11 protein-coding genes are annotated in these 21,980 nt (G+C 73.0%); 1 reads left to right on the top strand and 10 read right to left on the bottom strand.

The features are described 5' to 3' along the window. Positions 1–4: 4 nt before the first annotated feature. The 9 genes from ACFVYR_RS00650 to ACFVYR_RS00610 form a co-directional block, all read right to left on the bottom strand. Positions 5–1,177: an acyltransferase family protein gene (locus ACFVYR_RS00650; protein WP_384247092.1), complete on the bottom strand. Its 1,173-nt coding sequence runs from the start codon at positions 1,175–1,177 to the stop codon at positions 5–7. A 167-nt stretch (positions 1,178–1,344) separates the two neighbouring features. Continuing rightward, on the bottom strand, positions 1,345–2,400 hold the full coding sequence (locus ACFVYR_RS00645; protein WP_384247089.1) for an NAD-dependent epimerase/dehydratase family protein: 1,056 nt from the start codon (positions 2,398–2,400) through the stop codon (positions 1,345–1,347). Between the two features lie 177 nt (positions 2,401–2,577). Then, complete coding sequence (locus ACFVYR_RS00640) at positions 2,578–4,152, bottom strand: MFS transporter (protein WP_384247087.1); 1,575 nt, start codon at positions 4,150–4,152, stop codon at positions 2,578–2,580. 242 nt (positions 4,153–4,394) lie between these two features. After that, a complete protein-coding gene (locus tag ACFVYR_RS00635) occupies positions 4,395–5,897 on the bottom strand; it encodes an amino acid adenylation domain-containing protein (RefSeq protein ID WP_384247084.1) in 1,503 nt (500 codons plus the stop codon). Further along, the gene (locus ACFVYR_RS00630) at positions 5,894–11,689 is read right to left on the bottom strand and encodes an amino acid adenylation domain-containing protein (RefSeq protein WP_384247082.1); all 5,796 of its coding nucleotides are present in this window, start codon (positions 11,687–11,689) and stop codon (positions 5,894–5,896) included. The genes ACFVYR_RS00635 and ACFVYR_RS00630 overlap by 4 nt, the downstream gene beginning before the upstream one ends. Continuing rightward, positions 11,686–14,745: a thioester reductase domain-containing protein gene (locus tag ACFVYR_RS00625; protein WP_384247079.1), complete on the bottom strand. Its 3,060-nt coding sequence runs from the start codon at positions 14,743–14,745 to the stop codon at positions 11,686–11,688. Before ACFVYR_RS00625 ends, ACFVYR_RS00630 begins: the two co-directional genes overlap by 4 nt. Before the next feature lie 73 nt (positions 14,746–14,818). After that, positions 14,819–17,950: a type I polyketide synthase gene (locus ACFVYR_RS00620; protein WP_384247077.1), complete on the bottom strand. Its 3,132-nt coding sequence runs from the start codon at positions 17,948–17,950 to the stop codon at positions 14,819–14,821. Then, positions 17,947–18,177 carry an MbtH family protein gene (locus ACFVYR_RS00615; RefSeq protein WP_384247074.1) on the bottom strand — a complete coding sequence of 77 codons (231 nt, stop codon included), beginning with the start codon at positions 18,175–18,177 and terminating at the stop codon, positions 17,947–17,949. The genes ACFVYR_RS00620 and ACFVYR_RS00615 overlap by 4 nt, the downstream gene beginning before the upstream one ends. Before the next feature lie 73 nt (positions 18,178–18,250). Next, the gene (locus tag ACFVYR_RS00610) at positions 18,251–19,654 is read right to left on the bottom strand and encodes a hypothetical protein (RefSeq protein WP_384247072.1); all 1,404 of its coding nucleotides are present in this window, start codon (positions 19,652–19,654) and stop codon (positions 18,251–18,253) included. 227 nt (positions 19,655–19,881) lie between these two features. Between ACFVYR_RS00610 and ACFVYR_RS00605 the strand changes: the two genes are divergently transcribed. Beyond that, positions 19,882–21,117, top strand: a complete 1,236-nt coding sequence (locus ACFVYR_RS00605) for a cytochrome P450 (RefSeq protein ID WP_384247069.1) — start codon at positions 19,882–19,884, stop codon at positions 21,115–21,117. Here ACFVYR_RS00605 and ACFVYR_RS00600 read toward each other — a convergent pair. Then, complete coding sequence (locus tag ACFVYR_RS00600; RefSeq protein ID WP_384247067.1) at positions 21,057–21,851, bottom strand: YqcI/YcgG family protein; 795 nt, start codon at positions 21,849–21,851, stop codon at positions 21,057–21,059. The two genes, ACFVYR_RS00605 and ACFVYR_RS00600, sit on opposite strands and share 61 nt — an antisense overlap. Positions 21,852–21,980: the final 129 nt, after the last annotated feature.

Below are 21,980 nucleotides of genomic sequence, written 5' to 3'. Positions count from 1 at the left end.
CGGTTCAGGGGGCCACAGGCTTCTCGTCGAGCGGCGCCCCGGCCTGGGGACGTGCGGGCCGCCCCGACCCCCAGCGCCGCGTCAAGGGCCGCTCCACCAGGGCGTTCACCGCCCACGCCGCCAGCAGGGAGAGGCCGAAGATCAGAACGGCAGAGCCGGCCCGGACCCCGTCGGAGGCTGTGTGCTCCTCGTCGATCAGCCGGTAGACGTACGTCAGCACGAGCATGTGGACCATGTAGAAGGCGAACGAGACGTCCCCGAGCCACGTCATCGGCCGCTGCCGCACCGGCGAGCGCGAACCGCGGATGTCGGCCCCCGCGCCCGCGAGCACGAGCAGGGCCATCGGGACGACGAGGACCGCGGATATCGCGTACAGGAACGGCACCTGGAGCGCGAGGGGGTAGCCGATCGCGAGCGCGGGCAGCGCGTGCCGGAAGCGCACCGTCACCCGGGTGCCCTCCAGGACCGCGCGGGCCAGAAGGATGCCGAGCACGAACTCCAGGAGGCGGGTGAGGGGGAAGGTGTAGATGAACCAGTACTGGTGCAGCGTCACCGGGAACGCGAAGAACTCCGGCTCGGAGGAGAACGCGGCCGTGGCGACCAGCGGCATGGCGATCACGGCGAGGGCCGCGGCGGCGGCGCAGGCCCAGAGCCTGCGGGCGGGTATGCGGCGGATGACGTGGATGAGCAGCGGGAAGGCCAGGTAGAAGAAGGCCTCGCAGGAGAGCGACCAGGAGACGCCGTTGACGCTGTCGTAGACGTCGAACGCGGGGGACCAGGACTGCACGAGGAGCAGATTGGGCACGGCCTGACGGGCGGCGACCTGGCCGCCGGTCCAGTTGATCAGCACGAGCGCGGCGAACCAGGTCACGGCGTGCACCGGGTAGATCTTCGCCGCGCGCCTGCGCCAGAAGGACACCGCCCCGTCGCCGGGCCGCGCCGACCAGGCCAGGACGAATCCGCTGAGCAGGAAGAAGAATCCGACCCCGGAACGCGCGGTGATCAGCGCGACCATGGCCGGGGTGTTGCCCTCCCACACCCCGTCGAACCAGATCGCCAGATAGGCGTGCGAGGCGAACACGGCGAACGCGGCGACGAAGCGAAGGCCGGTGAGCGAGGGCAGTCTCGCGGCGGAGGGAAGGGGCGGCACGGCCGTTGCCACGGCGTCTCCTGACATGTTCGAAGCGTCAAAAACGCGCCGAACGTATCAACGGACATGGCCGGATGTATGCCACCCCGGGATGGCATCGTGGCGTCCAACTCCGGTTGCACGAAGGGTTCTCGGAGGGCCTCGGAGGGCCTCGGAGGGTTCTCGAAAGTTCTCGGAGGTACGGGCCGGGGGCCTCAGACGCCCGCGAGGCGCAGCAGCGCCGCCTCCTCGACGGGGGTCAGGCCCGCCACCGGCGGTGTGCCCGCGCCGCGTCCGAGACGGTCGCGCAGGACCGCCTGCGCCGTCTCGGCGACCGGCCTGACGCGTAGCCCCGCGTCGAAGGACGACGTGACGTCACGGGTGAGCGCGCCGTGCAGTTCGCGAGGCGGCCACATGGGCATCGAGGGACGTCCGGTCCACGCCCGCACCCCGGCGTCCCGCAGCACGTCCTCGGGCACCGGCACCAGTTCCAGGCTGCTGTGCCCCACGGCGTCGGCGACCTCGTGGAGCAGGCGGTCCAGGGCCACCGGCGGCCCTGCCGCGTCGTACACCCCGGCCGCCCGCGCCGCCGCCCGGTCGACGATCCAGGCGGCGAGGTCCCGCACGTCGACGCATTGCGCGGGCAGGGCGAGGCCGTCGGCGCCGGTCGCCGGGGGCACGGCGGTGGCACGACCGCGGGCCATCCGCAGCGGCCAGTAGCCGAACGGCCCGACGTCGTCCCCGGGGCCCACGACCAGGCCGGGGCGTACCACGAAGGCCGCGTCGTCGGTGGCCTCGCGGACGGCCTGCTCGCAGGCGAGCTTCACCCCTCCGTACGTGGCCTGGGTGGGCTCCGGGTCGCGGGCCGGGTCGTACGTCCCGGCGTGGGCCAGGACGGGGCGCAGCCGTGCGGTGCGGGCCGTCTGGCCGCGGGTGTAGGTGTCGGCGTACACGCTGATCGAGGAGATGAACGTCCAGTGGCCGGCGCTCACGTCGCGCAGGGCCCGCTGGACCCAGGGCAGCGAGAGTGTCGCGGTCTCGACGACCGCGTCGAAGCGGGTGCCGCGCAGCGGGGCGAGGCCGTCCGGGGTGTTCCGGTCGGCGCGCAGGAGCCGCGCTCCTTCGGGGGGCGCCGCGCCGCCGGTGCCGCGGGCGACGCAGGTGACGTCGTGGCCGCGGGCGACGGCCTCCGCCGCCACGGCGCCGGAGACGAAGCCGGTGCCGCCGAGGACCAGCAGCCGCAGCGGACCTGCGGGGGAATGCGGGGACATCACGGCTCCTGGCGGGCGGTCGAACGTCGGGTGGGTCGTACGTCGGGTGGGTCGTACGTCGGGTGGGTCGTACGTCGGGTGGGTCGTACGTCGGGTGGTCGTGCGGCGCGCGGGGAAAGGTCGGGAACCGCGGGGAAAGGTCCGGGGCGACTCCGGGCAGGGAGCCGCCCCGGATGATCAGGCCGGTTCCGGCGCCGCGTTGTCCTCCTCCTTGGCGGGCTCGGGAGCGCCGGTGAGCAGGTCCTTCTTGCGTACGAGGGTGAGCGCGACGGCGGCCGTGCCGACGCAGACCACCGCGGCCCACAGCATCACGAACGAGGCGCCGTCGGCGATGGCGGACTCCAGGGCACGCCGCACCTGGCCCGCCAGGTCGTCGGGCACGTCCTGCACGGCCCGGGAGATGTCGCCCTGGGCGGCGGCGGAGACCACGTCGTCGTGGTCGGCCGTACCCGTGCGCAGGTCACCGCCCACCTGGTCCTCGATCCGGCTGCGGAAGAGCACGCCGAAGATCGCGGCGCCGATGCCGGCGCCGAACATGAACAGGCTGTTGATCGCGCCGGACGCCATGCCCGCGCGCTCCTTGGGCACCACGTTGACCGCGAGCGACATGGACGGGCTGCCCGCGAGGCCGCCGCCCACGCCCCACAGCAGGAGGCCGGGCAGCGCCGCCCAGATGGTGTGGCCCTGGTCGAAGGCCCAGGACATGGTGAGTCCGCCGAGGGCCAGGATGCCGAAACCGGCGCCGATGATGTGCGAGGGGGAGTACTTGGCCTGCAGCTTGCCCGCGACCAGGCCCATGCCCAGCTGCGGCGCGAAGATGGCCATCATCATCAGGCCGGTCTCCAGCGGATTGAGTCCGCGGGCGCTCTGGAAGTACAGGATGTAGTAGACCGAACCGCCGATGGTGGCGAAGCGGGAGAAGAAGGCGATGAGGGTGGCCGCCACGAAGGTCGGCACCTTGAACAGCGTCAGGTCCAGGGTCGGCGTCGCGACCCGGCGCTCCAGGAGCAGGAAGCCGGTCAACAGCACAGCGGAGACGCCGAGCTGGACGAGGGTGGCGGCGGAGCCCCAGCCCTGGTCCTCGCCGCGGGTGAGCGCGAAGTTGACCAGGCCGAGAGTGAGGACGAGCAGTCCCGCGCCGGTCCAGTCGATGCCGGCGAGCGAACTGCGCGGCGCGTCGAGGGGGAGTTTGGTGCGGCACAGGAAGAGCGCGACCACGCCGATCGGCACGTTGATGAGGAAGAGGTAGCGCCACTCGGTGAGGTCGACGAGGAGACCGCCGATGACCGGGGCGACGGCGCCGCAGGCGCCCAGCGTGGTGCCCCAGACGGCGATGGCCATGTTGCGGCTCTGCCCCTCGTAGACCTGCGCGATCAGCGGCATCGCGTTGGCGAGCACGAAGGCGGCGCCGATGCCCTGCACACAGCGGGCGACGTCGAGCGCGACGGCGTTCGGCGCGATGCCGCAGGCCAGTGAGGAGAGGGTGAACAGGGCGATGCCGCCCATGAACATGGACCGCCGGCCGAGCCGGTCCGACAGGGAGCCCGCCGCCTGCTGGAAGGCGCCGAAGGTGACCGTGTAGCCGATGATGATCCACTGCAGGGCGGCGAGCGAGCCCCCGAGGTCCGACTGGATCTCGGGTAACGCTACGGAAACGATGGTGATATCGATAACCAATAGCGCCGACGCTACGACGGTGATAATCAGGACGATTCGAGCCTCGCGGCTCGTCGTGGTATCCGTGGCGCTCACGAATTCCTCTTCCGCTGACGTGGTACGGCGGCCTCGTCCGGCCGTGCGCGGTGCATTGAAAATCGTTTCCGATTCAATTCCGGAGCGGCGCCGCCATTCAGAGTAAGGCTTACCTTACCGCGCATGGTTGCGTGAGTGTAGCACTCGATTTCCGCGGCTTTGAAGGGCGCCTCCGAAAGGAAATGGCCGCCCTCTTGCGACGGAATTGTGTCGGTGTCGGTGTCGGTGCCGGTGCTGCCCGGTCACGGAGCGGTCGCGGGCAGCGCCCCGACGTCGACCTTCCCCGTCACCGTCAGCGGGATGGACTCCACCGGCACGAACACCCCCGGCACCATGTAGGACGGCAGCCGCTCCCGCAGGAACCGCCGCACCGCGGCGAAGTCGGCGTCCCCCTCGCTCACCACGTACGCCACGAGCCCGACCTCGTCCGCGCTCCCGCCCCGGGCGAGCACCGCGGCGCGCCGGATGCCGGGATGCTCCATCAACACGCCCTCGATCTCACCCGGTTCGATGCGCAGGCCTCGCACCTTCACCTGCTGATCGGCCCGCCCCAGGTAGTCGAGATCGCCGTCCGGCAGCCGCCGCGCGAGGTCGCCGGTGCGGTAGAGGCGCGCACCCGGGCGCTCCGAGAACGGGTCGGGGATGAATCGCTCCGCCGTCAGGGCGGGACGCCCCAGGTAGCCGCGCGCGAGGCCGTCGCCGCCCAGGTACAGCTCCCCGGCCTCACCGTCGGCCACCGGATGCCCCTTGGCGTCGAGGACGTGGGCGGTGGTGCCCGTGATGGGGCGGCCGATCAACGGCTTGTCGACGTCCCGCCCGACCAGGCTCCAGGTCGAGTACGTGGTGTCCTCGGACGGCCCGTACAGGTTGTGGACCCGCTCCACCGTGCCGGTCGCGTACAACTGGCGGGCGAGTGCGGCGGGCAGCGCCTCACCCGCGAGGTTGACCGTCACCACCGACGGGGGCAGCGGCCCGCAGGGCAGCAGGTCGAGCAGGAGGCTGGGCACGGTGTTCACCAGCGTCACCGGCCGGTCCGCGGCGGCCACCGGCAGATGGAACACCGTCTCCGCCAGGACCACCGTGCCGCCCGCCGCCAGCGGCGCGAACAGCTCGAAGACCGACAGATCGAAGCACATGGACGTCGAGGCCAGGGTGTACCGCAGCTCGTCCGGCGTGAAACGCTCAAGTGCCCAGGCCAGGAAGGCCGCCGCGCTGCGATGCTCCACCGCTACGCCCTTGGGCCGCCCGGTGGAGCCCGATGTGTAGAGGGCGTACGCCAGTTGGGTCTCCTGGCCCGTGCCTTCGCCGGTCCACGGCCGCGCCCGGGCGATGCGGTCCCAGTCGCGGTCCAGCGAGACCACCGTGCACGGCCGGTCCGGCCACTTCTCCCGCAGCGACTCCTCGGTCACGATCAGCCCGGCGCCGCTGTCGCGCAGGATGAACTGCCTGCGCTCCAACGGGAACGCGGGATCGATCGGTACGTACGCCGCTTCCGCCTTCAGGACCGCGAGCATCGCCACCACCATCCACGGCGAACGCCCCAGGCAGATGCCGACCAGGGTCTCCGGGCCCGCGCCCAGGCCGCGCAGATGCCCGGCGAGGAGCTGCGCCGCCTCTTCGAGCTCTCCGTAGCTCAGCCGCTCCCGGCCGCTCACGACGGCCTCCGCGTCCGGCGTCAACGCGGCCTGGCGGGCCACCAGTTCGTGCAGGAGCGGGCGCCGCTCACGCGCCGGGTCCGCGCTCACGCTCCCGCCCCGCTCCCGGCCGCGGCGCGCCGGGCCGACAGCTCGCGCTCGACCTCCTCGGGCGACATCCGCGCGACCCGCAGGTGTACGCCGGCCATGGCCTCGGCCTGCCCCGGCGCCTCCTCGGCGGCGACCACGCCCGCCGCGAGTCCGGCCACCGTCGGCGACAGGAACACGGTGCGCAGCGTCACCGCGTCCGAGGCGAACACCTGGCGCAACCGCGTCACGATCCGGGTGGCCAGGACGGAATCCCCGCCGAGCGCGAAGAAGTTGTCCTGTTCGCCGACCGCCTCCACCTGGAGCACCTCGGCCCACACCCGCGCGCACACCTCGGCGACGGCCGACCGCGGCGCATCCCCCGCAGTGCCGGAGAGTTCCGGGCGCGGCTCGGGCAGCGCCGAGCGGTCCACCTTGCCGTTGGCGTTGAGCGGCAACGCGTCCAGTGTCACGAACACCGAAGGGATCATGTGCTCAGGCAGTGTCGTCCGCAGGTGCGCCCGCAGCGCGGCGTCGGTGACGTCCGTGCTCCCGGCGGCCGGCACGACGTACCCGGTCAGGCCCCGGTGGCCCGCCCGGTCGGTGCGCCGCTGCCCGGTCACCACGGCCGCGGTGACGCCCGGGTGCGCGAGGAGCGCCGCCTCCACCTCGCCCGGCTCGATCCGGTGCCCGTTCACCTTGACCTGGAAGTCGGCACGCCCGACGAACTCGATGCTCCCGTCCGGCAGGAAGCGGCCCAGGTCACCGGTCCGGTACAGGCGCTCGCCGGTCCGCGGATGCGTCAGGAACGAGGCCGCCGTCCGCTCCGGGTCGTCCCAGTAGCCGCGCGCCACGCCCACTCCGGAGCAGTACATCTCACCGGTCGCCCACACCGGACGGTCCCGCATGCGCTCGTCGAGGATGCGGTAGCGGGTGTTGGCGATGGGGGTGCCGTACGGGACGCTCCGTTGCTCCGGAGCCAGCCTGTGCGCGTCGTCCACGGGGTGCCAGATGTTCCACAGCGTGGTCTCGGTGGGTCCGCCCACACTCACCACCCGCACACCTGCCTCCTCGGAGAGCCGGCGCACCGTGGCGACGTTGAGCCAGTCACCGCCCAGGAAGGCGAGCCGCAGCCCCTCCAACGGGCCGCTGTGCGCGCCCAGGTGCTCCACCAGCATCTCCATCATCGCGGGCACCGAGTTCCAGAGGGTCACGCCGTGCTCGCTCATGAGTCGCGCCCAGTGCGCCGCCTCGCGCCGCTCCGAGGCGCGCGGCAGCACCAGCGTGCCGCCCGCGCCGAGCACCCCGAACAGGTCGAACACCGACATGTCGTGGTGCAGCGCGGTCAGCGCAAGGACCCGGTCGTCCGGACCTATCGCGAAGGTCTCCGCGGTCTCGCGCAGGGCGTTGACGACGCCCTGGTGCTCGACCATCACGCCCTTGGGCCGCCCGGACGAGCCCGAGGTGAACAGCACGTAGGCCAGATCGGACGGTTGGGCCCCGGCATCCGGAGGCGCCGGGGCCACCGACCGCACCTCGTCCGGCAGCGCGTCCAGGCACAGCGCTCGCCGCCCGGCCGCCAGGGGAGCGAGATCCCGCCGGGTGACGACGAGGTCCACCCCGCACTGGTCGAGCAGCCCCGTCACACGCCCGGGGGAAGCCTCCGCGTCCAGGGGGAGGTAGGGCGCTCCCGCGTACAACACCCCGTACACGGCCGCGACTTGCTCCCAGCCCTTGTCGAGTACGACACCGACGGGCCGGTCCTGCGCGGCGCCGTTCGCCCGGAGCCACGCGGCGACCCGGCAGGCCTCGTGGTGCAGCTCCCCGTACGTCAGCGTCCGGCCGTCGGCGACGACCGCCACCTCGTCGGGGCGCGCGGCCACCTGATCGAGGAAGGCGTCCTGCACGAGCCGCTCCGGCAGCGGACGACGGCCGCCGTCGCCCGGCTCCCTGCCGTCGGGGCCCCGGCGCGGCGGCGCGTCGAGGGGCTCCTGCGCCGACCACGCGGCGGGGTCGTCGGCCAGCCGCTCCAGGAGCGAGCTCAGCCCGGCGAACACGTCGTCCACCATTCCCGGGTCGAACAGGGCCGCGTTCACGTCCCAGTTGACGACCAGAGCGCCGTCCTGCACCTCGGTCAGGAGGTCCATCCAGACCTGCGGGGTCTGGGTGATGCCGCCCGTCTGGCGCAGCGAGCCGTCCAGGAGCGTGCTCCTGCCGCCGCTCAGCGGCACCGCGCTGGTGAACACCACCGGCATCAGCGCACCGTCGAACCCGCCGCGCATACGCATCAGTTCACGCAGCAGATGGACTCCGCTGACATAGGAATGGCTCAGGTCGCTCCACAGCTGCTCCTGCACCCGGCGCGCCCGGCCGGTGAAGTCGCCGGGCGCGGCGGCGTCCACCTCGACCAGGGCGAACGAGGCGAACTCGCCGACGGTGTCGTTGACGTCGGGGTGCGCGCCGAGCCGGTTGAGGTTGGTGACATTGAGCGTGAACCGGGACGCCTGGGCCCACGGCGCCAGCGCCTCCGCGTACACCGCGAGCAGCAGCCCCGCAGGCGTCAGACCCGCCTCCGCGGCCCGGTCCGTCACCCGCCGCCAGCGGTCGGCCGCGAGCCGCACCGAGCGCCGGACGAACCGCGGATGTTCCACCGATTCCGGGGTGCGCACCATGGGCAGCCCCGGCGCGGGCGCGAGGTCTGCCAGCCGCCGTTCCCAGTACTGGGCCGAGCGCCGGTGCGCCTCCGTGCCGGAGAGGTCCGCCGTCGTGAGGACGTAGTCCCGGTAGGCCATGGCGGGCGGCGCCGCAGCCGCGTCCGGGTCCGTGTAGAACAGCGTCAGGTCGTCCCAGAGAATGCGGATGCTGGCGAAGTCGGCGCAGAGCGCGTCGATGCTGAAGTGCACCCGGAACCGGTCCTCGGGCAGCTCGGCCACCACCACGTCGAAGAGCGGCCAGACGTCGACGGGGCGCACCTCGTGCGAGTAGCGCTCGCGGATCTCCGTGAGGCCGCGGCGCACCTTGTCCTCGTCCGCCGCCCGCAGGTCGACGACCGGCATCTCGTACGGCGGCACCGTTTCGAGGACCCGCTGGGTCATCGTCTCCGGCATCGCCACCGCGCGCAGCATCGGATGCCGGTCCACCACGCGCTGCCAGGCGGCCCTGAACCGCGGCACATCCAGGTGCTCGCCCTCGAACTCCAGGTACATGTGGGCGGAGACGTTCCCGGAGGAGAGCGATCCTGTGCGGCCCACGCAGTACGCCTGCTGCTGGTCGGTGAGCCGGAACGGTTCGTACGCCGACGCCGGGTCGGGCCGCACGGCGGGCAGCGCGGCGGCGTCCGGCCCGTCGCCCGACCGGTCACGCTCGCTCTCGATCGCCCGGCACAGCTCGGCCACCGTGCGGTGCCGGAACACGCTGTGCGGGTCGAGTTCCATGCCGAGCCGCTCGCGCAGCCGGTTCATCACGCGGATCCCGAGCAGCGAATTGCCGCCCAGTTCGAAGAACGTGTCGTGCACGCTCACCCGGTCCACGCCGAGGAGTTCCGACCACAGGCCGGCCACCAGCTCCTCAAGACCGGTGCGCGGCCCGCCCGCGGTGTCCTCGCCGGACACGGTGCCCGGCCGGGGCAGCGCGCCGCGGTCGACCTTCCCGTGCGCGGTCAGCGGCAGCGCCTCCATGACGAGGAGGTGCGCGGGCACCATGTAGTGCGGAAGACGTGCGGCGATGTGCTCGCGCAGCTCCGCCACGCGAGGCCGGGTCCCGGTGGCCGGGGACACGTATCCGGCGAGCGCCTGGTTGCCCAGTTCGCCGTCCTGGCGCGGCAGGGCGACGACCGCCGCCGTGCCGACCGAGGGGTGGGACCGCAGCGCCGCCTCGATCTCGCCCAGCTCGATGCGGTGGCCGTCCAGTTTCACTTGGAAGTCCTCGCGGCCGACGAACTCCACGTTGCCGTCCGGCAGGAACCGCGCCACGTCGCCGGTGCGGTACAGCCGCTCGCCGGTCACCGGGTGGCTGATGAACGCCTGGGCCGTGCGCTTGGGGTCGCGCCAGTAGCCGAGCGCGAGCCCCGCCCCGCCGATGTACAGGTCACCGGGCACGCCCACGGGCCTGGGCCGCAGCGCCGCGTCGAGCACGTGCAGCGTCTGGTTGGGCAGCGGTTTGCCGTACGGGATGCTCGGCCACGCCGGATCGACCTCGTCCACGTCGTACGTACTGGAGAGGATCGACGCCTCGGTGTTGCCGCCGAGTCCGACGAACCGGACGTCCGGCGCGATGTCCCTGGCGCGCTCGGGCAGGGACAGCGGAATCCAGTCACCGCCCAGGATGAGCAGCCGCAGCGAGGCGACCCACGGCTCGGGATCGCGCTCCACCTGCTCGCAGAACAGCTCGAACAGCGCCGGGGCACCCAGCCAGGTGGTAACGCCCTCCCGGCGGACGAGGTCGAGCCAGTGCCCGGGGTCCCGGTCGGTGCCCGCGTCCGGCAGGACCAGCGTGGCCCCGGCGCACAGCGTGCCGAGCATGTCCCAGATCGACAGGTCGAAGCTCATCGCCGACAGGCCGATGGCCCGGTCGCGGTCCGTGACTCCATACCGCTCGATCACATGGACCAGCGTGTTGAGCGCGCCCCGGTGCGGCACCACCACACCCTTGGGGGTGCCCGTGGAGCCCGAGGTGAACAGCAGGTAGGCGGGGTCCTCGGGGTTCTGGGCGGGCGTCAGCGGGCCGTCGTCGACGTCCGCCCACTGCGCGTCGTCGTCCACCACGAGTTCGGTGACGCCGCGCGGCCACTCCCACCGCCCGGCCACCTTCCGCTGCGTGAGGACGAGGCGTACGCCGGTCATGTCGAGCAGCCGCTCCCGGCGGTCCGCGGGCAGCCCGGGATCGAGCGGCAGCCAGGCGGCGCCGGACTCCAACGCGCCGAGCAGGCCCACCGGTTGCTCCCAGCCCCGCTCCATGCACACGGCCACCGGATCACCGGGCCGCGCACCCAGCTCCCGGAGCCGCCGCCCGATACGGCGGGCCCGGCTCATCAACTCCCCGTAGGAGACCCGGCGTTCGCCCGAGACGATCGCGGTGTGCCCGGGGCGGGGCTCGGCGGCCCGGGCCACGGCCTCCTGCAACAGCCCCTCGGGCACCGGCGCCGCCGTCGCGTTGACCTCCGCGCGCTGCTTCTCCTGCGCGGCGGGCAACCGCACCGGTGAGGCCGGCGCGGTCCACGCCGAAGGGCCCCCGCCCAGCGAGGTCAGCAGCGCGAGCCAGGACTCGGCCATGTCGGCCAGCATGCCGTCGGGCAGTACGCCGGGGGCGTGCTCCCAGACGGCTTCGATCCGGCCGCCCGCCGCCGCCACACCAAGCGCGAGGACCGGGGCCGGGCCCGGAGGTGCCGCCACCGGTTCGCCCGTCACGGCGTCCGTGAACTCGACCAGTGGATCGAGATCCGCGTCGGTGACCCCGGCCACCGGGTCCACGGCCGTCGTGCCGGGCGCCGCGGGGGACTGCGCGGCGGCACGGCCGGCGAACCCGCCGTCGCCGAGTGCGTCCGCCACCAGGACGCGGCAGCCGGACGCCGTACGCTCCCGCAGCGCGAACCGGGGATCGCGCGACCACAGGCCGATGACCTCGGTGAAGGCGGTGCGCAGCACGGCGGTCGGGTCCAGGCCCGCGGCCCGCGCGCCTTCGGTGAGGCCGCGCCACAGGCCGGCTCCGAGGGCAGCCCGGTGGACGGCGCGGGGGCCGCCGGACGACGGCGGCAGCAGGGGCAGGCGGGGGCCGCGCGGCACCGCACCGCCGGGGTCACGGGCGAGGCCGGTGCTCATACGGGGTTCTCCGATCGGGAGTCTCGGACGTCTCTCGGGGCGTGGGGGATGCGGGTGGGGCCGTCATCGGCCCGGTCCGGCCGCGGTGGTGGCAGCAGCCCCGCGCCGATGAGGTGGTCCACGTAACGGTCGAGGAGCGGACCGTCGACGACCGGGCAGCTCACCCCGGTCCCGGCGAGCGCGTCGAGCGTGCCGGTGACGTCCAGACGCAGACTGCCGAAGCCGGGCATGCCGTGCGAGGCACCGGCGAGCGCGGCCACCGGCACCGAACCCTCGTCACCGCCCGCGTCCAGGACGTCCTTGGACACGAGCCGCGCCCAGCGCTCAGGGTCGGTCTCCACCAGCCGGTAGCCGGCCGCGCGCAACCGGGCCACGACCGCGTCGAGCCGGGTCCGCACCGGGTTGGCGAGGTGGTACGTGCCGCCCGACGCCGTACCGCTCAGGGACAGTTCGACGAGGGCGGCGACCGCGAAGTCGACGGGCACCAGATCGAAGTCGGCGTCAGGGCCGAAGTCGGGCACCGCGCCGAGACCGGCGCAGGCGCCGATGAACCGCCAGAACGCCGAATCGGGGTCCCCGCCGCCGGTCACCGAGTCACCGCCGAGCCGCCCCGGCCGGTACACGGAGACCGGCACGCCGCGCCGCCTGCCCTCGTCGACCAGTTCCTCGGCCACCCAACGGCTGCGCACATAGCCGGAGGGCAGTACCGCGTCGGCGTCCACCCTGCCGTCCGTGCGCAGGACGCCCGGCTCGGTGTCGCGGGCGAAGAGCACGCCGGGCGACGAGACGTAGTGCACCGGCTTGGTACGGCTCCGGGCCGCGAGCCTGAGCACCTCCGCGGTGCCGCCCGCGTTGGCGGCCCTCAACCGGGCGTAGGGCTGGGCCAGGTTGGCCTCGCAGCCGACGTGGTGGATGGCGTCGAGGGTGCCCGCGAGGCGCGCGAACGTCATCGGCGACAGGCCGAGCAGCGGCTCGCGCAGGCTGCCCGCGAGGACGGTCACCCGGTCCATCGGCACGTCGAGGCGGAAGCGGGCGAGCGCGCGGGCAAGGGCCCGCTCGGCCTCGCCGGGCCCCTCGGCGTCCACCAGGACGTGCAGCCGCGCCCCCGTCACGTCGAGCAGCCGGGCCAGCAGATGGGCGCCGAGGAAGCTCGTGGCGCCGGTGAGGAACAGGTGCTCCGGCGCGGCGACGCGTGCCGGGTCGACCGGAGCCCCGGCACAGACGATGTCCTCGTCGAGCACGGCATCGGCCCGCAGCACCGCCGCCTCCGCGTCGGCTGTGGCCTCCTGTCCGGCCCCGGTGCCCCCCTCGGCGCGCGCCCGGTCGAACACGGCGGCCAGCGCGGTCACCGTGGGCGCCTCGAAGAACACCTGGACGGGCAGGTCCACGCCGAGCCGCTCGCGCAGCCGCAGCAGCACCCGCACGGCCCGCAGCGAATGCCCGCCCGCGTCGAAGAAGTCCTCGTCGGGGTCGACTTCGCGCAGTCCGAGCACCTCGCGCCAGACGGCCGCGACCTCCCGCTCGGTGGCGGTGAGCGACGCATCGTCGTCCGGGGCCGCGGCGGCGGACTCGTGTGGAACCGGCACCGCCGCGGTGAGCGAAACCGGCGTGGACGGCTGCCCCAACGAGTCGCCCAGGAGGCCTAGTTCGGTCACGGGAACGCCGGGCGCGTCGAGCACGGCGGTGAACAGCCGCTCCAGATCCGCGGTGAACCGGTCGACGGACTCCGGGTCGAACAGGTCGACGCTGCCGCGCACCCCGCCCTCGATCCGCCCCTCGGTCTCCCAGTAGTGCAGCACCAGGTCGAACTCGGAGGTGTCGAGGCCGAAGTCGAAGGCCGCCACCTCCAGGTCGCCCATGCGCGCGGCCCCCGCCGGGTTCTCTCCCACCACGGCCGCCTGGAACAGCGGGTTGTCGCCGCCGTTGCGTCCCGGGCGCAGCTCGGCGGCCACCACCTCGATCGGGGTGTCCCGATGGGCGTACGCCTCCAGACAGGTCCCCCTCGTACGTTCCAGGATCTCGGTGAAGGTGAGCCCGCCCGACAGGTCGAAGCGCAGGGCCAGGGTGTTGGCGAAGAAGCCGATGAGGTGCTCCACCTCGGGCTGGTCGCGGCCGTGCACCACCGATCCGGTGACGATGTCCTCGTCGCCCGAGCGCAGGTGCACCAGCGTGTTGAAGCCGGCGAGCAGCGCCATGAACAGGGTCGCCTGATGCTCGCGGGCCAGCGCCCGCAGCCGCGTGGCCACCGGCTCGGTGAGCGTGAAGGCCCGGCTGACGGCGCGCAGACTGGTACGGCCGCGGCGGGGGCGGTCGGTCAGCCGGTTCAGGGTGGGCAGGGGTTCGCGCAGGATGCGGCCCCAGTGGGCGAGGCGCCGCTCCAGCTCCGGGCCGCGCAGCAGGTCGCGCTGCCACTGGGCGAAGTCCGGGTAGCTGAGCGGGAGGGCGGGGAGCGCGGGCGCCTCCTGCCCGCCGGTGCGGGCCGCGTACCAGGCGAACAGCTCCCGGAAGAGGATGCCCATGGACATGCCGTCGCCGACCAGGTGGTGCATGGTCACCATCAGGACGTGGTCGTCGGCGCCCAGCGGCGTCAGGAGGAACCGTACGAGCGGACCCCGTTCGAGGTCGAACGGCCGGTCGGAGTCCCGCCGCAGCCGCTCGACCGCCTCGTCCTCGCCCCGCACCCGCGGGTCGACGTCGAAGGCGAGCGGCTGCTCCGCGAGGACGACCTGACGCGGTTCGCCCGCGATCACGTGGAAGACGGTGCGGAGCGCCTCATGGCGTCGTACGACCTGTTCCAGGGCGTACGTCAGGGCGTCCCTGTCGAGGGGGCCGCGGACGCGGATCGCCTCCACCATGTGGTGGTACGAGCTCTCCGGGTGCAGCTGGGAGAGGAACCACAGGCGCTCCTGCGCGAAGGAGAGGTCGGCCGTGTCGAGGCCCCGGCGGGGGATGCGGGGCGCTTGCGGTCCCGCGCCGCCGGTCAGCCACTTCTCCATCAGCCGCTGTTTCGTCGCGGACAGCTCTGTGCCGCCCGCGAGGGGACCAGGTGGAACCATGGGGCGTCAACCTTCGCTCGTGCCCGGTGGCGGGCGCTGGGATGTTCTCGGGTGCCGCTGGGCGGTGCGCGGGTCAGTCGCCGAGCAGCCGCGCGGCGTCGTCGTCCGACATGGCGAGCAGCTTCTCGTGCAGCCGCCGCTCCACGGCCTCGGCCGTCTGGGCGACGGTCTGTGCCTGCGAGAGCAGGTCGGTGACGGTGAGGGTCACCGGCAGCAGGTCCTGGAGCCGGGTGACTACTTGGGCCGCGAGCAGCGAATGGCCGCCCAGGTCGAAGAAGTTGTCGTGCGCCCCGACCGGTGTGACGCCCATGACGTCCTGCCAGACCTCCGCCACCGTCTCCTCGAGCGCCGTACGGGGCGCGGTGTACGCGGTGGGCAGCTCGGGCCGCTCGTACCGGGTGAGGCGCGGCTCGTGCGGTGCCTCGGCGGGGGCGGGGGAGGTCGTGCGGGCGGAGGGGGAGGGTGACAGGGCAGGCGCGGCCGACGGGCCGGTGGGGACGTCGACGAAGTAGCGCTGCCGCTCGAAGGGGTAGGTCGGCAGCGCGACGCGGCGCCGCGGCCCCTCCCCGCCGAGCGCACCGAGGTCCACCGGCACACCGCGCACCCACAGTTGGGCGACGGCGTCCAGCAGCGGCCCCGCGTCGGCCGCGTCCTGGTCGGTGCCCAGCGTGGCGACGACCGGAGCACCGCCCGGGCCGGTGCCGCGCCCGGCGAGGGCCCGCAGCGTGTTGCCCGCGCCGACCTCGAGCAGCGTGCGCCCGGGTACCTCGCGCAGGGTCCGCAGGCCGTCCGCGAAGAGCACGGGATCACGCAACTGCCGTCCCCAGTAGGCCGGGTCGGTGGCCTGCTCCGCCGTGATCCACGTGCCGGTCACGTTCGACACGTACGGCACCTCCGGCGCGTGGAGCGGCACCCCGGCCAGTGCGGCGGTGAACGGTTCCACGGCGGACGCCGTCAGCGCCGAGTGGAAGGCGTGCGAGGTCCGCAGCCCGGTGACGCGGTGCCCTTCGGCCGTGAGCCGCCGGGTCAGCTCGTCGACGGCCGCGACGGGCCCCGAGACCACCGTCTGCTCCGGGCCGTTGACCGCCGCCACCGACACATCGCCCACGGAGTCGGCCAGTTCACGCACCCGGTCGGCGGCCAGCGGCACGGAGGCCATCGCGCCGGGCGGGCACTCCTGGAGCAGCCGGCCCCGCAGGGCGACCACGCGCAACGCGTCCGGCAGCGCGACGACCCCCGACAGGCACGCGGCGGTGAACTCGCCGATGCTGTGCCCGAGCAGGGCCGTTGGGGACACGCCCCAGGTGCCGAGCAGCCGGGCCAGGGCGTACTGCGTGGTGAAGAGGGCGGGCTGGGCGAGCCGTGTCTCGGTGAGGCGCCGTGTCGCCCGGTCGACGGCGTCGGCGTCGCCGGGGTCGGGGAACAGCGCCGCGCGCAGGTCCTCGCCGAGCTCGGGGGCGAGCAGCTCGGCGCACTCGTCGACCACGGCGCGGTACGCCGGCTGCGTCTCGTAGAGCCCGCGCCCCATGTGGAGGCGCTGGCTGCCCTGACCGGGGAAGAGGAACGCCACGTCGGGGGCGGGCCCGGTCGGGTCGCTGCGGCCCACGGTGACGGGTGTGATGCCCGTGCCGTCCAGGGCGGCCACCGCCTCCGCGCGGTCCCGGCACACCAGCGCCATGCGGTGGGTGAAGGCCCGCCGCCCGACCCGCAGGGTGTGCGCGGCATCGGCCAGATCCGGGGCCGTGTCGGCGCGCAGGGCGTCCGCGAGCGCGGCCCCTGAGCGCTGCAGTGCGGCGTCACCGAGGGCCGAGAGCACCAGGAGCTGGGGGCCATCGTCGGCGGGGGAGGGGAGCGGGAGCGGCGGTTCCTCCACGACGATGTGGGCGTTGGTGCCGCCCACGCTGAAGGAGCTGATACCCGCGCGGCGCGCCTCGGTGCCCCGGGGCCACGGCGTGGGCAGGGAGCTCACGCGGAACGGGGTGCTGGGGAAGTCGATGTCGGGGTGCGGCACCGCGCAGTTGGCGACCGGGGGGATCTCCTCGTGGCGCAGCGCGAGCAGCACCTTGATGAGACCGAGTACGCCGGCCGCCGTGTCCGTGTGGCCGATGTTCGGCTTGAGGGAGCCGAGCGTGCAGTAGCCGAGCTTCTCCGTGCCGAACGCCTCGGTCAGCGCGGCGACCTCGACCCGGTCGCCCAGCGGGGTCCCGGTGCCGTGTGTCTCGACGTACGAGATCGACTCGGCCTCGGCACCGGCGACCGCCAGCGCCTCCGCGATGACCTCGGCCTGGCCGCCGACGCTCGGCGCGGTGAAGCCCACCTTGTGCGCGCCGTCGTTGTTCACGGCCGTGCCGAGGAGCACGCCGAGCACCTGGTCGCCGTCGGCCAGCGCGTCCGCGAGGCGCTTGAGGGCCACCACGCCCGCTCCGTCCCCCGGCACGGTGCCGTTCGCGTCGGCGGCGAAGGCCCGGCAGCGGCCGTCGGGCGAATTGACCCCTCCCTCGTTGTGCACGTAGCCCGCACGCTGCGGGAAGTACACGGTCACACCGCCCGCCAGGGCCAGGTCGCTCTCGCCGCCGAGCAGGCTCTGCACCGCCAGGTGCACCGCCACCAGGGACGACGAACAGCCCGTGAGCACGCTCATGCTCGGCCCGCGCAGGTCGAGGCGGTAGGAGACCCGCGGGGCGAGGAAGTCCTTCTCGTTGCCCAACAGTGCCTGGAAATCGCCGACTTCATGCAGGTAGGCAGGGTCCGCCGACAGATGGCGCTGCCAGTACGAGGTCGGCCCGCCGCCGCCGAACACCCCGACGGACCCGGCGAAGGCCGCCGGATCGTACCCGGCCGACTGGAGCGCCTCGAAGGAGCACTCCAGGAACAGCCGCTGCTGCGGATCCATCAGCTCGGCCTCGCGCGGGGTGCAGCCGAAGAACGCGGCGTCGAAGAACTCCACCCCGTCAAGGACCGGACGGCGGCGCACCAGGCGGGGGTCGTCCAGGAGCGCGTCCGGCACCCCGGACGCGCGCAGCTGCTCCTCGGTGAACTCGGTGTGCGCCTCCGCGCCGTCGTGGAGCAGCCGCCAGAACTCCTCGGGCGAGGCCGCCCCCGGATAGCGGCCGGAGAAGCCCACGACCGCGATCCGGTCGTCGTCTCCCCGCGGCCCCTGCTCTCCCCGCTCCGGGAGCCCGTGGTCGTACGTCGCCTCGTTCACCGCACCCCCGCCTGCCCGTCCATCAGGCGCCGCAGCGACGCCGGGCGCATGTCCGCCCAGACCTCCTCGATGCGGTGCAGGCACCGCACGCGGGACCCCGTGGTGCCCTCGTGCCGCCAGCCGGGCGGGTCGGCCCGGCCGGCCGGCCACAGCGCGTACTGCCCCTCGTCGTTGACGACGACGCGGTACGCGCTGCCGTCCTGCTCGTCTGTTGCCGGAAGTGTCACCGGAAGTCCTTCGCGAAGTACCGGGCGGCAGCCCTGGGAGCGGTGTTGCGGGGTGGAGCGGGAACGGCCCGGCTCAGACCTGGCCGAGCAACTCCTCGGAGATCACGGGCTGGTGGTAGGTGCAGGTCCCCGACCGCACCATCGAGCCGTGCAGCCGCTCGGCGGGGATGAGCAGCTTGTCGCCCTCCTCCATGGGGATCATCTGGCCGACGTTGTTCCAGAAGTGCATCTGCCCGATCTCCACCACGACGAGGCGGTGGTCGTCGTGCACATGGGTGGTGGAGGTCTCCTCGTGGGACTCCACGAACGTCTCCAGGTCGACCTCGATGCCGTTCTCCGCGATCAGCGCGGAGAGCTTCTCCGCCTTGACCTTGTACTCGTCGAGCCGGTCCGCCCAGTCCAGCTGCACGGCGAGGTCCTCGTCGGACACCGAGGCGAGCCGTCGCGCGTCCTCGAAACCGCGGTGGAAGGAGTGCGCTGCGCCGGCCCCGAACCGGTCGACGAGCGGGTCGAGGAGCGCCCCGGCCAGTGCCGCGAGGCCCTCGCCGGTCAGCTGCGGCGCGTCGGTGAAGTACGCGGCGCCCTCGTCCCCGAACGCCTCCTGGAACACCTCGCCGTACGCGGCCGCCGTGACGGCCTCGTCCAGGCGGTGGTGGACCCAGGCGCCCAGGAACTCACCGAGGCGCGCGTGGTCGCGGGCCACCGAGTGCAGGTGGTTGGCGCCCGCGAGCGAGGAGCCGAGCAGGAACTGCCAGTAGGCGTACGGTTCGGCGGAAAGCTCCGCACCGGCCAGCAGCGCCCGGTAGTGCGGCGCGCGGTCCGCGCGGTCGCGGAGGTCGTCAAGGAGAAGGCCACGCAGCGCGGGGTGGGCGGGGTCGTGGTCGCCGAGCAGGCCGCGGCTCACGGCGCTCTGCACCGCGGGGCGCGCGGCCGTCAGCTGCACCAGGGCGAACGTCGCCGCGTCCGTGCGGTGGCGGCAGGACCGCGCCACCTCGAGCGCGCGGCCGGGGCGGGCCCGCCGCTCCTCGAGGACGCCCTGCACGTGGCGGGTGACAGCGTCGGGTCCGCCTTCCAGCGGCGTGCGCTCCTCGTCCAGCCAGTGGAACAGGTGGTTCTCCAGGACCTGACCCGCCCGCAGCGCCAGGACGCGGTTGTCCAGCGAGCGGAACGCCTCGGCGTCGGCGGCGCTCGGGTGGCCCTCGCCGGCGGCCGGCACGAACAGCAGGTCGGCGTCGTGGACGGTGCGCAGCATCCGGTGGCCGAGGAGCGCGCTCAGGCGCAGCGCCCGGTCGGCGGTCAGCGGCGTGCCGTAGTCCAGGAACCCCAGGTCGTGCGGGCGGACCGGCCGCCGGAAGGGATTGTCCTCGTTGACCAGCTCATCTGCCGTCGCACTGCGGAAAGGCGTATTCGCTGCGTATCGCCGGACAATTCCATTGGGATCGTCCGGCGCGCTCTTGATACGCGAAACAGGGGACATGAGTTTCTTTCCCTTTCTTTGGCGCCGCTGGAGGCGCACTGTTCGCACGCGGCCTGGAGCGGATAAGAAGCTAACAACGGGACGCGAACGGAGTCGTCCAACCAGGGGTGGAAATCCCCTCTACGACCCGCAGTTGAGGTTCCTGGGCAAGCCGCCCACCTCGTGGTTATGGTGGCCGGGCGGACCGACCTGTGAACCCGACACGGCCGCGAATGGGGAGTGGACCGATGACCGAGACCGTGACCAGCCCACCGCCCTCAAGTGAGGACGGCGGGCGGCTATTGCGTGAGTGGCTGGCCCGAAACCGCCGGGAGAACCGGGTGCTCTGGGACGAGGCCACTCGCTCCTGCCAGGTATTCGGCTTCGCCGAGACCCAGCACATGCTGAAGGACCCGGAGACCTTCTCCTCCGACTTCGCCAGACTGGTTCCGGCCAGGGGAGCGGCCAAGACCACGCCCGAGGGCCGTCCGGTCCCGAACCTGCTGGAGGGGCACCTGAGCGTCACCGACCCGCCGCGCCACAGCAAGCTGCGCAAGCTGGTCGCTCAGGCCCTGACACCCCGCGCCGTCCAGCAACTCGAAGGAAAGATCACCGAGATCACCGCGGGACTCCTCGACGCCATGGCGGGCCGGGACGAGGTCGACATGGTGACCGCGTTCTTCAACCCGCTGCCCGTGACGGTCATCGCGGAGCTGCTCGGCGTGCCGGCGGCCGATCACGCGATGTTCCGCGGCTGGGCCGACGCCCTGGTCACCGCCAACCACGACGCGGGCGCGGTCGACGCGGAGCGGCTGCAACTGCCGGGGAACATGGACGCGTTGCTCCTGGAGATGCAGGACTACCTCCTCGATCACGCCGCGCACCGGCGCCGCGAGCCGTCCGACGACGTGCTCAGCCGGCTGGTGGCCGCCGAGGTGGACGGCGAACGGCTCAGCGACACCGAGGTCTTCACCACCACCCTCATGCTGCTGCTCGCCGGACACATCAGCACCACCCTGCTCCTGGGCAACAGCCTGCTCTGCCTCGACGACAACCCGGAGGCCCTCGCCGCACTGCGCGCGAACCCCGCGGCAGTCCCCGGCGCCCTGGAGGAGGTGCTGCGCCACAGCCCGCCCGCCCCGCTCGCGTACCGGCTGACCACGCGCGACACCACACTCGGCGGTGTGGAGATCCCCGCCGACGTGATGGTGGCGTCCTGGGTGCTCTCGGCCAACCACGACGAGCGGCAGTTCACCGACCCCGAGACCTTCGACATCACCCGCAGCCCCAACCCGCACCTGTCCTTCGGCCACGGCATCCACTTCTGCATCGGCGCACCGCTGGGGCGGATGGAGGCCCGGATCGCGCTCGGCATGCTCCTCGAACGCTGCGGTGAACTGCGCTTCGCCGAGCCACCGGTGCCCTACACGTCGCCGACCGTCCTCGGCTGCAAGCGCATGGTGCTGTCGAGCCCTGTGGCCTGACCCGCGGGTACGCGTTCGACGTCCTGGGACCGGAAGGGGCAGCGGTCCTCGCCGGTCTCCGGTCCCTCGGGTGTGTCGGCCAGGAAGTACTGCCGCCACTCCCGGTTGTCCGGGTCGCCGTACGAGCCCAGTTCCGGGGAGGCCTCGACGGCGTCGTAGCGGCTGAGCCGCTTGCGGATGATGCGCCGTGCCGCGGCCCCGGGCGGCGTGTCGGCGCCCAGCTCCTCGAACACCCAGCGCGGCTGGAAGGTGATGAAGAAGACGGGGCTGTGCCGGCTGCGGCGCAGCACGTGCGCGGGGGTGTTGCAGACCACGAAGATCGGAGTGCCGCCGAAGCTGAACTCCCACCACGGGTCGTCCGTGTCCCGCGGCACCTGTGCGGGCCACGGGCTCTCGTCCGTGTCGTGCAGATGCTGGAGCACCGACCAGAACGTCCCCCGGTACTCGTCCATCGTGCGGGTGCGGCCGTCCGGCCGGAAGAAGACGATCAACGACGTCTCACGGCCGAGCTCCTGATATCCGGCCAGGTACTCGGTGAGCGTGGCGCCGAGCGAGTCCCAGGTGCTCCGGTCGTCGAGGGAGTCCACGAAGCCGAAGCGCAGACTGTCCCGCTTGGTCCCCGACACCGCGAAAGTGCAGGGAAAGGGCGAATTATTCGACAGGAGCGTCTCCTGCAATTCCCGAACGCATTCAGGCCCCCACTCGGGTATTTCGCCGATGACGTTCTCTGCCATGTGAATATCACCCCGACGGTAGCTCTTCATTCGCGCTGCCCTGGCGGCCGGGCACCGATCGGCGAGGACGCTACCAGCGTTCACCGGCGCGGGTCTTCCAACTCGAGTAGGCATTCCGCCCTGCAACCG

It is taken from the genome of Streptomyces sp. NPDC058284 (genome assembly GCF_042881135.1).
GTDB lineage: Bacteria > Actinomycetota > Actinomycetes > Streptomycetales > Streptomycetaceae > Streptomyces.
Note: the sequence above shows the minus strand (reverse complement) of the source record. Positions and strands in the feature narration are given on the sequence as shown.